This window comes from Pseudomonas sp. S07E 245 (genome assembly GCF_019599025.1).
GTDB classification, from domain to species: Bacteria; Pseudomonadota; Gammaproteobacteria; order Pseudomonadales; family Pseudomonadaceae; genus Aquipseudomonas; species Aquipseudomonas shirazensis.
On the sequence record NZ_CP080625.1, the window covers coordinates 4036934 to 4050319 of the forward strand.

Annotated in this window: 5 protein-coding genes; all 5 read right to left on the bottom strand. The window is 64.8% G+C overall.

Annotated features, from left to right (window positions below):
- Positions 1 to 105: 105 nt before the first annotated feature.
- The 5 genes from K3F44_RS18675 to K3F44_RS18695 all read right to left on the bottom strand — a co-directional run bounded on the left by K3F44_RS18675 (position 106) and on the right by K3F44_RS18695 (position 13312).
- Positions 106 to 417 (bottom strand): hypothetical protein, encoded by a 312-nt coding sequence (locus K3F44_RS18675; protein ID WP_150573684.1) that lies wholly within the window; start codon positions 415 to 417, stop codon positions 106 to 108.
- Positions 417 to 9545, bottom strand: coding sequence for a hemagglutinin repeat-containing protein (locus K3F44_RS18680; protein ID WP_220632771.1), 9129 nt, complete (start codon positions 9543 to 9545; stop codon positions 417 to 419). The genes K3F44_RS18675 and K3F44_RS18680 overlap by 1 nt, the downstream gene beginning before the upstream one ends.
- Positions 9546 to 9561: 16 nt before the next feature.
- Positions 9562 to 10080 (bottom strand): toxin-activating lysine-acyltransferase, encoded by a 519-nt coding sequence (locus tag K3F44_RS18685; RefSeq protein WP_101322589.1) that lies wholly within the window; start codon positions 10078 to 10080, stop codon positions 9562 to 9564.
- Positions 10081 to 10090: 10 nt separating this feature from the next.
- Positions 10091 to 11839 carry a ShlB/FhaC/HecB family hemolysin secretion/activation protein gene (locus K3F44_RS18690; protein ID WP_181089001.1) on the bottom strand — a complete coding sequence of 583 codons (1749 nt, stop codon included), beginning with the start codon at positions 11837 to 11839 and terminating at the stop codon, positions 10091 to 10093.
- A 189-nt stretch (positions 11840 to 12028) separates the two neighbouring features.
- Positions 12029 to 13312, bottom strand: a complete 1284-nt coding sequence (locus tag K3F44_RS18695) for a response regulator (protein ID WP_220632772.1) — start codon at positions 13310 to 13312, stop codon at positions 12029 to 12031.
- Between the last annotated feature and the right edge of the window lie 74 nt (positions 13313 to 13386).

Below are 13386 nucleotides of genomic sequence, written 5' to 3' on the forward strand. Positions count from 1 at the left end.
TTTTGTTGGCATCTGTCATTACCTACGGCTTTAGCCAAACCGTCAAATTGCCCCGCCCAAAAAAACAACTGCCCAATGCCTACTGAGCTAGTAGTATTCCGCCAATTATTTCTCGCCATACGTGAACTTTGTTTTTACTTGCTCACCCTTTTTGTAAGACAACACAAAGGATTTCCAAGGTTCACCTCTGGACTCGGCGTTTGCCCGAAGCCTCCTTATTAGATCAGACAATAAATCTTCATCAACTTCCATTTTGGCGTTTTTGATAGTGGCGCCATCTTTATGCAAGACCACCCCGTAATCAACATAACCATCACCAACCTCTACATCAAAGCCAAACGAATCATACTCCTCAAATATATTGGAACTAATATTCGAAAAAATCTGTTTAATTAACTCAAAGTCATCAGCAATCATCAAATGTCCTCTGGCACACTATGGGCTTCATTTTTGAACTCCCTACGCCTAGGAGCTCCGTCGATTGTATACGTAACACGTAGCATATCAGGTCGTGGCGAGTCTGGACTAGACCTGACGAATTTGATAGTGGTCGGCCCTACTATTTGCTTGGGATCATCAAGCGCCTTTTTAATAACGTTTTCGTAGAATTTCCGATAAGCAGATACATTGAAATTTTTGTCCTGTGGAAAAAGATTGTATCCGTCACATGTGCCACCTTGGCTACATGCTTGCGCATGGCCACCGACGTCGGTATCGCGCCCCTGCTTTCCTGCCTCCGTTTGCCTTGAATCACGCTTTACCTTGACGTCGACTGGGGTAAACGTAAGCTCGTCGACCTGACCCGCGCTATTGGTTGTAAAGGAGTTACCATTATCGAGTTCATAGCGAGTATTCGCTGCCCTAGCGCTTGGATTGTTTAGAATCTCGAACTCCGGCGTACCTTTTACGGCGCCAGCTGAGTTTACCTTGACTACAGGAAGCTCGCCGTGAGGGTTGATCACCTTCGGATCAGCCCCCCCTTCCACCTTGCCAGCAGGCTTGGGCAGCGAAGCTGAGAAGTCTCCTGCATTCTCGACCGCCTGACCATTGTGGGTCACGGTCGACGGCGAGCCGTAGCCCCCACCAGGTTTAGCGCTGTAATCGCCTTTGCCCGCCTTCCACTCGAGATTCTTCACAACCTGCCGTTCAGCCATCTGCTCAAGCTTTTCAGTACTCAGCTTGATCCCGACCGTAGCCAGCTTGACGCTGCCTTTGGCAACCCCGCCAACCCCGGTGACAAGGCCGCCAACGTCCCACACCAGTTCGCCAATGTCGTATCCCAACTGCTCGGCATTGGCGTCACCGCCGACAGTAAGCGCGTTCTCGATGCGGGCGACCTTGGCTTTGATGTTCTGTTTGAACTCTTCCGGATACCCGGCCAGCACGCTCGGATCGTCGATCAAGCCACCGATAGCCTTGACCGTCTCGACCGGATGCAGAAGCATCTGCGCCAGCCCCGAGATATCGTCAAATCCGGCCTTGATCAAGCCTTGGCCAACGCCACTCTGGGTCAGCAGGTCCTGCTTCTTGCTGATATAGGCCCACTTGGCCAGCACCTTGAGTTCATCCAGGCGGCCTTCGGCTTCCTTCAGCTCCTTGCGTGCCTGCACGTACTGCTGAGTCGCCAGCCAGTTGTTATCCACAGCCCCCGAGGCCGCCGCGGTAGCGGTGGCGGCATCGAGGCTGGTGGTGGCGGCGATGCCGGTGACCAGGCTGACGATGAGGTTGCGCTTGGCTTCGCGCTGGCTTTCAGTTTCGGTCGGGCTGGCTTCGGAGAACAGCCCGGTGAGCAGGCTCGACGCCGCCGCGCCGGCCGCACCACTGCCGCAGCTCTGGCTGCTGGCGGCCGCACCGGCGCAGGCGAGGATGCCGTGCAGGGCAGCGTGCATCGGCGTGCCTTCGACCAGGGTGCCGTCGGCGACCAGGTCACCGAGGTAACCGGCGCCTTGCTGCTGCACGTAGTTGACGACCATGCCTTGCATGAACGCGCCGTTGCCGGCACTGATGTTGCCGCTTGCTGCGGCAACCAGCGCGGTAGTGATCTGCCGGTAGGTGCCGCCGGCGCCCCAGTTGCCGGCCACGCCATCCGCTTCGTTGCGCAGCCTGATGGCCTGGTCGCGCAGGGCCTGGCTGAGCTCGGCGTCGCTGGTTTCGAGGGCCTTGGCGTCGGCTGCATCGGCCGCGTTGCGCTTGGCGTCGACTTCCTTGGCCTTGTTGGCGAGCAGGGTGCCGGCCTCGTTGGCGAAGGCGTTGACGATTTCGAAGCCGGCGCGGATCTGCTCTTCGTCGAAGATCGGCTTGAGCGCGTTGGTGTTGTCGCGGTCACTGGAGACATCGCGATTGAGCCCGGCGAGGGTCTCGTCGACGCTCTGGCCGGTGCGCTCGCGCTGGGCAGCGGCGTCGGTGATGAGGATGCTGCCGCCACTGATGCCGCTGCGGGTCACGCTGCTGGCGCTGTCGCTGGCACTGATGGCAATCGGCAGGCTGGCGCCGATCTGTTTGTCGTTGGTGGGGATCTCGGTGCCGGGGGTAATCGCGCCGCCGGTCTGCACCTTGCCGTCCTGGGACTTGCCGATCTCGCTGTAGCCGCCGCCGATGCTGAAGGTGCTGGCGTCGTACTCGGCTTTGTTGCGGATGTCGCTGGTGGTCAGGCTGGCGGTTTCGAGGCGGTTCTTGCCGTCAGCCACAGCCTTGTCGCTGCTGGCGATGACCGCGCCTTTGAGGTCGGTGTTGCCGCCGACCCGGATGTCGAAGCCGCCGTCGCCGGCCTTGATCCCGGACTGCTCGGTAACGCTGGCAAAGTCCGAGTCCATGTCGGTGCCGCCGAGGTTGGCGCTGCCGCCGCTGACCGTGCTCATGCCGTAGCAGAACGGCGGGATGCACAGGCTGATGCCGACACCCATGCTCTTCTCGTCGACCTTGAAGGTGTCGGTGTCTTGCAGGCTCTCGATGTTGAGGTCGCCGCCAACGTCTGCCAGCACCTGACGGCCACTGACCACGGCGCCGCGCAGGTTGGTGTCACCGCCGGAAACCAGCGTGGTGGTGTTGCCTGCGGCGATCTGGGTGTTGGTGTGGGTCAGGGTGTCGCCATCGGCGTCGCCGCGGTTGCCGCTGACGCCCAGGTCGAGGGTGAAGCCGTTGCGCGAGCCGCCCAGCGACAGGCCGATGCCGACGCTGGCGCTCATGCCTTTGCTGTCGCTGTCCTGCTTGCTGGTGTTCTGCGCGGCGAGCAGGTCGATGTTGCCGTCGGCGGCGAGGGTGGCGTTGTTGCCGGCGCGCACCTCGCTGCCCTGGACGAGAATGTTGCTGTCGCTGCCCGCACCGGTGGCGCGCAGACGCACGTCGTTGCCGGCAATGATGGTCGAGCCGGCAGCGGCGTCGCTTTGCTGCACGGTGGTGCTCTGTTGCTGCTTGGTGCCCAGCGACAGGCTGATGTTGATCCCGCCGGCAGCGCCCGGGTCCTGGGCGACTGCAGTGGCGGCGTTGTTGACCGCCAGTGCGGTGGTGGCCGCAGCCAGCGCCTGCATGCGGCCGTCTTCGGTCTTGCTCGACGCCTGCTGCATCTGCTGGGTAGTCTGGATCGCGCTGATCACCGGGTTGGTGATGGTCACGGTGAAGCCGGTCTGCTTGAACAGCGTCTCGCGGGTGCGCTCGCTGGTCTCGCGAGCTTCGGTGATGGCGATCTGTTGAGCGAGGATGTCGACGTCGCCTTTCGGCGCGACCACATCGCTGCCGACCTGGCGGTACTGGCGCCCGGCTTCGATCATGACATCGCCTTCGGTGCTGCCGATGGTGCTGGCGCGGGCGGTTTCACGGGTGGTGAGGTCTTTGACGCTCTGCTGCTGGGTACCCATGGTCAGGGCGATGCCGCCGCCGCTGAACAGGCCGCTCTTTTTCTCCGACTTGTCGTGGCGTTCGCTACTGCTTTCGGTGGCCGCCTCGATGTTCACATCGCGCTCGGCGACCAGCACCGTTTGCTGGGTCGAGACCACGTCGCTGCCGCGCACGCTGATATCGCGGCCGGCCTGCAGGTAGGTCTGCTCGCCGCTCAAGGTGGTGCCGCTGGCCTGGGTCTGGCTGACGGTGTCGCGCAAGGTGGTGGTCTTGCTCGACAGCATGCCGTTGCTGCCCTTGAACTTGTGCGCTTCGTCGGCGAACTGGTACTGCTCGGCGGCCGTCAGGTTGATGTCGCGGCGCGCTTCGGCAAGGACCATGCCTTGGTCGCTGGTGACCGTGGCGCCGCGGGCGTTGAGGTCCTGGCCGGCGGTGATGCGCAGGTCACCGTTGGTTTGCACGGTGCTGCCGACTTCGCCGCGGCTGGCTTCGTTGCGCCAGTTGCTGGCATCCCAGCGGATCGCCTGCTGCGAACTTTCGCTGACGGTGCCGAGGTTGACGTCGCGCCCGGCCTGCAACTGGGTAGCGCCGCCCTGGCCGGCGTTGACCACCTGGCTGCCTTGCAGGTTGAGGTCATTGCCGGCGGCGACTTTCATGCTGCCGCCATCACCGCTGACAAACAGCCCGGCGACCCGCGACAGGTTGCTGCGGGTGCCTTGCTCGCTGCTGCTGTCGCGGCTCAGCGAGCGGCTGTTGATGTCCTGCCCGGCGTCGATGGCGAGGCTGTCGGTGGCGCCGATCAGGCCGCCAAGGTTGTTCAGGTTGTCGCGGGTCTGCAAGGCGACGTTGTTGCCCTGGATGCGGCCACCGAGGTTGTCGATGTTCTGCGCGGTCAGCGCGACCACGCTGCGCCCGCCGAGGCTGCCGCTGTTGATCAGGTCACCAGACAGGTCGAGCTTGAGCTGCTGGCCGGCGATCAGCGCGCCATTGCCGTTGATGTCGCCCTCTTGCACGCGCACGTAGACCTGCGGCACCAGCACCTTGCGCGATTCGCCGTTGGCCAGGGTGACGTTGCGCTCGACCAGCCAGACGATGTCGCTGGTCAGCTGGGCCATCTGCTCGGCGCTCAAAGCAACACCCGGCACCAGGTTCCAGTCGCTGGCCAGGGTCACGGCGTTGTCGATCAGGGCGCGGTACTGCGCTTCGTCGTTGGCAAAGCCGTCGAGGAAGCGCCGGCCGGTGAGCTGGGCGATCTGTTCGCGGATCAGCTTCTGCTCGTAGAAGCCGTCGCCAAGGCGTTGCTGAGTCTGCGCCGGGTCGAACTGCAGGCGCTCGAGCATGTAGTCCGACGACAGCCATTTGCGGTAGCTGGTAAAGCGCGCGTCGGTCTCGATCAGGTAGTTACTGGTGCCTGCGGGGTTGGTCTGGAACAGGCTGTTGTTGGGCAGCGCCAGGTTCAGGCCGCCGGTGCGCACCTGGTCGGCAATGCCCTGGCCGTCGTTGAGCTTGACCTCAACTACGGCGCCGACCCGGTACTGCTCGCCAACCTCGGCGTTGACTGCACCAACCGTAGCCACCTGCTGGCCGACCTGGAGCAGCTCGCGACCGCTCAGCTGAGTGCCGCTGCCGTTGACCACGGCGTACTGGCCGTACTCAGTGGGGGTCAGGTCGATGTCCTGGATCAGCGGCGCCGGGCGGTAATCGGTGATTCTGCGGCCCTGGCTGTCACGGCCCTTGCGCTGGATGCGGTAGAAGTTGGTCGCGGTGCCGGCATCGGTGGTCACCCGCTGGCCGTCCACCTCGGTGTTGATCACTTGCGCGGCGCCGGCCTGGAGCAAGCCACCGGCTAGAATCCGGCTCTTGTCGTTGAGTATGGTGTCGCCGCTGAAGGTCAGGTTGCCGCCGGCCAGAATCTGCCCAGGCGCTGAGCTGGCGATACGGGTTTCGACCACGCTGCGGGTGTAGTCGTAGCGATTGAAGTTGTCGCGCACGCCATCCGGGGCGACCAGATGATCGACTTCGTCGCGGTAGACCGAGACCTGATCAGGGCGGTAGCGGTTGGGCGAGCCGGTGATCTGGAATTCCTGCAACTGCTCGCGGCTGACTTCTACGTCGACGGTGCTGAAGTGTTCGTTGGTGTTGCGCAGCTCGCGGATGTTCAGGCTCATGGCGCCCAGCGATTCGACCGTGGCGCTGGCGTTGGCCAGCAGGTCGGCGCGGCCGCTGGCCTGATCGTTGCCATCCAGCGTGCCGCCGATGGCGAGGTCGCCGGCACTGAAGATCAGCGCCTGCTCGCGGTTGTCGATGCGCTGGCTGCCGATGTCCAGCCGCTCACGGGCGGCGATGACCGCCGCCGGGCCTGCTTCGTCGAGGTTGGCCAGGGTGCGGCTGGCGATGGCCAGACGGTCGCCGTAAATGCGCCCGGTGCCAAGGTTGAACAGCTCATCGGCTTGCAGACGCACCTGCTGACCGTCGATCAGGCCGCGGTTGTGCAGTTGGCCGTTGACCCGCAGGTCGACCTGGGTGGCGGCCATTTCGCCGCTGGCGGCGTTGTCCAGCGCCTGGCCGCGCACGATAAGCGCTTGCCCGGCGAGCAGTTTGCCGCTGTTGTACAGGGCCCCGCCGATATCGATATCGACCTTGCCGTTGGCTTGCACCTGGCCGCCGAGGCTGAGGTTGCCCTGCTGGCGCAGGATCAGGTCACCGAGGCTGAGCAGGCGGCCACTGCCGCTGAAGTACGCCGCATTGAGCGACAGCAGGCTGCCGCCGAGCAAGGTGCCACTGCCGTTGTCGACGGCCAGGCGGTTCTGCGCCGGGTCGCGATCGGCCAGGCGCAATTCGCTGCCAGCCGAGATCAGGCCGGCGTCGTTGTACAGCGCCTGGGCCAGGCCGAGGTCGATGCCGGCGTCAGCGCGCAGGGCGCCTTGCTGGTTTTCCAGAGTGTCAGCGCGCAGCAGCAGCGACTGGCCTTCGATGCCTTGCTCGTTGCCCTGGCTGGTGCGGTTGTCGAGCTGCGCGGTGGTCAGCCGGGTTTGCCCAGCGCTGCGCAGCAGGCCGCCGCGGTTGTCGATGCGCTCGTTCTGTTCAACGATCAACGCACCTTTGGCCTGCACCTTGCCGCCCTGGTTGTCGAGGCGGTTACCGAGCAACTGCACCTGGCTTTCGCCGGCGATCTGGCCCTGATTGTTGAGGGTGGTGGCTGCCAGCAGCAGGTTGCCCTTGGCGCCGATAAAGCCCTGCTGGTTATCCAGTTGCGCGCTGCGCAGCTCGACTTCGGCCTGGCCGACGATGCCTCTGTCAGCGCCTGAGGCGCTGTTGTGCAGGGCGGCGCTGCCGGTGTCGACGAACAGCCGGCCACCGGCCTGGATCAGCCCGCCGCTGTTGTGCAGCTCGCCGCTGCGCAGGTCGAGCCTGGCCTGTGCATCGAGGGTGCCGCCGTTGTTGTTGACGCTTTGCCCACGGCTGTCGAGCAGCAGCTCGCGGCCACTGATCACGCCCTGGCTGTTGTTGAGGCCAAGTGCGCCGAGTTGAATATCGCCAGCCGCTTCGAGGCGCCCGCCCTGGTTCTGCAGCTGACCCTTGCTGACTTCCACGAATAACCCCGCCTCGACCGAGCCGAGGGTGCCGCCGCTGTTGTCGAGCTGGCCGGCAATCACTTGCATGGCCTGGGTCGCGGCGAGGGTGCCGGCGAGGTTGCTGAGGCTGTCGGCGTTCAGGTTGAGGGTATTGCCGGCGCTGAGCGTGCCGCCGTCGTTGAGCACTTCGCCGGCAGTGACGGTCATGGCGCCGCCAGCAGCCAGGGTGCCGCCACGGTTGTCCAGGCGCTGCGCGTCGCGCACTTGCAAAGTGCCGCCGTGGGTGGCGATCACGGTGCCGCCGCTGGTATCAAGGTCACGGCTGTCGAGCAACACTTGCCGGCCTTGGGTCTGGCCGTTGGCAAGCTGGGCCTTTTGCGCGCTGATCTGCAGGGCGCCATTACTGGCCAGGGTGCCGCCGTTACCGTCGATTTCGCTGGCGCGGACGTCGAGTTTGCCGCTGCCAGCGTGCTCGACCTTGCCTTTGCGGTTGGCCAGGGTGCCTGCGTCGAGGCTGAGCTCGCGGGCGTTGCTGGCGATGCGGCCGTCGCTGTTGTCGAGCTGGCCGGCGACTTTGATGAGGCTTGCTGCGGTGCCGGTCTGGACCAGTTCGCCGCCGTTGTTCGAGAGCTTGTCGGCGTTGACCTGCAGGTTGCCGACATTGACCTTGGCGCTGTCGCTGCGCACGGTTGCGCTGGCTTTGGCGTCGAGGCGGCCAGCGCTGTCGATGGTGCTCGAGCTGAGGTCAAGGTCGCCGTTGTTGGCGGTCAGGTTGAGGTTGCCGGCGTAGCTGCGGCTGTGGCTGAGGTCGACCGTATCGCCTTGCAGATCAAGGGCGCCGCTGGCGTGGTTCTGGCCGTGGGCGGCAATCTGCTTAGCCTTGACCGTGAGCGTGGCGTTGCCGCTGGAGGTACCTTGGGCGTCAACGCCGGCTGCCAGCAGCGAGTCGCGGCTGCTGTCGAGTTTGGCCGCGTCGATGTTCAGATTGCCCTGAGCGGCCAGCTCGCCGGTGTTGGTGACAGTGCCCTGGCTGCTGGCGTGCAGGTCGCCTTTGGCGTACAGGCTGCCGCTGTTGTCCACTGCCGTGGCACTGGCTACGCGGGTCGCCCCAGCACTGCTGATGGCGCCCTGGTTGAGCAGCTTGCCGTCGGCGCTGATCACCACGTCACCGGCCATGGCGCCGATCTGCCCGGCGTTGCGTACGCCAACCCCGGCCTCGGTGCCGACCAGCTTGATCTTGCCGGCGTACATGCCGCCCAGCTCGGCGACGTCGATGGCCACCTCGGGCTGGGCGCTGTCGTCCTTGGCCAGGGCGGTGGCCTGGGTATTGTCGGCGTTGACCTGATTACGCCCGGTGGTGACCTTGAGGTCGTTGGCCCAGATCCCGGCGTTGACCTCGACGCTGCGCGCGATCAGGTCGGTGTAGTCGCTGCCGCGGGCATCCAGGCCCTTGCCGGTAATGCTCAGGGTGCCGCCTTCGACGCGGTAGCCAGTGATGCGGCCGTTCTCCATCTGCGCGCGGCCGGTGGTCAGGGTCGAGCGGTCGGCATTGATGAAGCCGCAGCCGTCACACGTGATCCCGGCCGGGTTGGCGATGACCACTTCGGCGCGCTGGCCGGCGACTTCGACGTAGCCACGCAACTGGCTCGGGTTGCTCGAATTGACTTCGTTGAGGATGACCTTGGCACTGCCCCGGCCAAGGTACGGGTTGCCCTCGATCCAGCCGCCCAACTGGGTTTTGCTGTTGCCGACCGCGTTGTTGAGGATCGCGCCACGGCCGTCGACGTCGAACTGGCTGTAGTTGTTGCGCGACACCCCGCCAGCGCTCGGCGCGCGGATGTTGACCTGCGGCGTGCCGTTGGCGCTGTTGATCACCATCGGCTGCTGCCCGCTGGGCGCGCCACGGTCGGCGACGATGCCAGCGGCCCAGGCCGGGGCCACGCTGAGGCTGATCAGCCCAAGCGCGCCCATCAGGGCGTAGCGCAGGCCGTTGAGGCTGGCGACGCAGGGCTTGGCCACCACGCCGCTGCCACTGCTGACGCCGGGCGCCTTGCCGGCGCTGCTGACGGTTTCGGCGACGACCATGAGCAGGCCGCGCGCCTTGTTGAAGATGATGCGATACAGATGCTTGTTCATTGCAAATCCCTTTGCGTCAGGCGTCGGTGGCCAATGGGTGAGCGGCAAACCAGGCGCGCGCCTGCTCCGGGATCACCCCGATGCCATGAAAAGTGTTGACCCTGAGCCCTTGCTCTTCGCCGCGGTGGTGCAACGCACGCGCGCAACGGTCAGTGAACAGGCGCCGCGCCAGCAGGCGGCTGAGGGCGACGCTGTGGCCGAACGGGGTGACCCAGTCGTTGATCCACATGCGCTCGCCGCTGCACCAGTCGGCTTCGTCCAGCTCGATCGGTGAGCGGGTCAGGTAGCGCTGTTCGGCGGCCTCGCTGAGGTTCAGCCAGGAGACGAAAAACACCGGGCGACCGCCCTCGCTGCCCAGCACGAACTGGCGGTGCTTGAGCGCCGGCAACAGCAGGCTGGCGAGGCTGTGCAACGGGGCGTCGCGGTGGGCCGTGGAGTGCATCCACAGCCAGGTCGCAGCGCCCAGCGCGGTGGCTTCGTTCCACGGTTCGTCGATCAGGCCTGGGGCGGTGATGTCGAAGGTGTCGATGCGCATGGCAGCCTCCTCAGAACGACAGCGCGACGGTAAACGCGCTGGTGAAGTTGGCGGTTTCGAAGCCATCGGGCTTTTTCAACGGCGTACCCCACGACCAGTCGTAGGAGAGGTTGCGATAACCGCCGCGCACACCGACCACGGCACCGGCCAGGCGTCGGCCGATCAGGTAGTCGGCGGAGTTGCCGCCGACTTCGCCGTAGTCGACCCCGGCGTACAGCTCCTGGCCGCTGCTGCCCAGGGCCAGGCCGAGTTCGTTGCTCAAGGTCCAGCCGCGGTCGGCCGAGAGGATGTTCTCGCCATCGAAACCACGCACCGAATAGCGCGTGCCGATGCTGAAGCGGTCTTGCGGGACCAGTTCGGTGCGGTTCCACTGCGCGCGCCAGCCGCCGATGTAGCGCAGGCGCTGGCCATAGGCGTCGAACGGCACTTGCAGCTGGGCGTCGGCCTGGATGATTTTCGAGCGGGCGGTGCCGTCGCCGAAGGCTTCTTCCGGCGCCTCCAAGGCGCTGTGGGCGCCGGTGCCACGGCGGTAGCTCAGGCCAAGATCAAGGGTTGAAGCGCCGATGAACTCACGATGACCAATGCCCGCCTGCCAACCGGCCATGCGCCGGTGTTGCTGGAGCAGTTCGGTGTCGTCGATGAAGTTTTCCGAAGAGCGCGTCCACAGGCTGCCCCACATCGTGGTCTTGCGCACCGCATCGCGGTACACCAGGCGCGACAGGCGCAGCTCGTTGTTGCGGCTTTCGCCGCGGTAGAGGAAGTCCTGGTTAACCCCGGCCACCGTCTGGTGGTAGTCGTACTCGCTGCTGGTGAACGCCAGTTGCCAGTACCCGAACGGCAGCGAGTAATGCAGGGTGTGCCCTTTCGAGCCTTTGTCGCCGGAGGTGCCGCCGCCCAGGTCGTGGTTGAAGCTGGCGTAGAACAGGTCATTGAGCGACAGCGGGTTGTCCAGCGACAGCGCCACGGCGCCCTGGTATTTGCCGGTGGTCTTGCTGCCGCTGTTGTCCACCGACAGGCTCAGGCGCGCCGGGAAGCGCTGGCGCCAGGCAATGATCACGTCGCTCTCGCCCGGCTTGGCGGTGCTGCTGGCGGCAGGCGCGATGCGGATATCGGCTTCGGCAGTGGGCACCCGCTTGAAGTTTTCCAGCGCTTGTTCGATGTCGCGCAGGTTGAGCAGATCGCCAGGCTTGGCCGGCATCGCGTTCCAGGCGTTGGCGCGCCCGCTGGTGCCCTCGGCAAAGCGCACCTGGCCGATGCGGCCGGGCAGCAGGGTCAGCACCAGAATGCCGCTGTTGAGGTCTTGCGCTTCGGCCAGGACACGGGTGGTGACGTAGCCCTTGGCGATGATCGCGTTCTGCATGCGCTTCATCGTCAGGTTGATGCCGGCACCGCCCAGGCACTGGCCCAGCGCTGGGTCGTCGCTGGGGTTGGCGGCCTGCAGCGCCCACTGGAACTGCTCGGCAGCCTCGCCGATCAGGCGGATATCGTTGATCTTGAAGCAGGGTTTTTCATCACGCGGCAGGCGTGCCTGGGCCTCGGCCACAGGTGCAGCTTCCAGGCGCACGTCGGGGCGGGTGTCGAGTTGCTCGCGCAGGATTCGCTCGCGCTCGCGTTGGCGCAATTCTTCATCGGCAACGGCTGCCGAAGCTGACTGGCTGACCACCAGACCTGCCAGCAGCAGGCATAGTGGAGGGACAAGCGAGGCGAATGAGCGGGCGACAGCAACAGTCACCGCGCCGCGTTGCGCGAGTGGAGGCATGACACGTCCTTGTGAACCGGAAACGGGTAAAGGCTTGGGACAGGGGATGTCCTGCAGGCCTGAAATCGAACGGTCTGACGTGTCATTCGCAGAAAAGTTGCGTGGTGAAGTAGGAAAAATCAGCACAGCTGAGCGATTTGTGAAACAAATCGCACTCTGAGCGTCGGGTTTTGTCGCGCGGCCCTGTAGTTACTCTTTGCTGACCGTGGGTGATTCATCGGTCGAAGGCGGCTCGCTGGCGGCAGCCTCCTGGCCTGGCGCGGCGTCGACTCTGCGCAGCCGATTCAGCTCTGGCAGGCCGAGTTTCAACAACCGTGCAGTCTTGTTGCTGGCGACCTTTTCCAGGCCTTGATCTGCCGGCACCCGCGCCAGCTGCCCGGCCAGGCTCATGGCCAGAATCTCCCGCGAGTAGACCCCGCCACCCAGGGCATACACCGCCGCAATCAGCTCGCGCAGCGGCAGTGGCAAGCGCCAGCGGGTGCGCAGCGCCGAGCCGAATGGGGCGCCGAATTCGTTGAGCGACAGTTGCACCTGATCTTCATCCAGCTCACCGCCGGCCAGGCGCCACTCCTGCAGGCAACGCAACACCGCTAGGTCGCCCAGACAATGCAGCAGGCCGGCGCAGTAGCAACGACCTTCATCAACTTCAAGCATGCGCGCCAGGGTGCGGCCGTACTCTGCGGTGTGCAGCGACAAGTCCCAGTAGTGCGCGGCATGCCGGGCCAGCAGTGGGTCGCTCAGCCGCGCGCTGCGCTTGAGGGTCAGGCCGAGCACCAGGTTCATGCTCTGGGTGCTGCCGAGTTTGTTCAGCGCCTGCAGCAAAGTCTGCGCCGGGGCATCGCTGTGCATCGCCGCGCTGTTGGCGGCGGCGATCAACACCGCAGTGATCTGCGGGTCGCTGCGCACCTCTTCTTCAAGCACGCGCAGGTCCAGCCCTTGCGGATTGAGCGCGCGCTTGATGGCTTGCTCGACGTCGGCCAAAAGCGGCCCACCGTCGGCACTGGCGCGGCGCTGCTCAAGATACGCCGGCAGCTTGGCTCCGGGGCTGAGCGGCGGCACCGGGCAGGCGATCTCCTCGCCGGCGCTGGTCAGCAGCACTTCGAGGCGCTTGCGCAGTTTGTCGATGTTGAGCGGTTTGCTCAGGTATTCGGTGGGTTGCAACGGCAGCACTTCACGCACGCTGGCGCTGTCGCTGCGGTTGCTCAGCAAAATGAACGGCAGGCTCGGCGTCTGGCTCTTGCCACGCACTCTGCGCAGCAAGTCGAGGCCGTCAATGTCACCCACCAACTCACGGTCGGCGATGATCAGGTCAGGCTTGCTGGCCAGTGCCGCCAGCGCCTGGGCACCATCGGCGCAGATCTGCAGGCGGGCGTCGCAGCGCACGCTTAGCAGGGTTTCGCGCAGCATGTCGCGCACCCATGGGTCGCCTTCGGCAATCAAAACGCAAGGCGCGGTGGGGTTTGCAACGCTCATGGGCTACTCCTGAGTAATCGTGTCACGCAATCCGTTGCAGCTTCCAAAACAGGTCCGTGGGCTAACCATAGCGT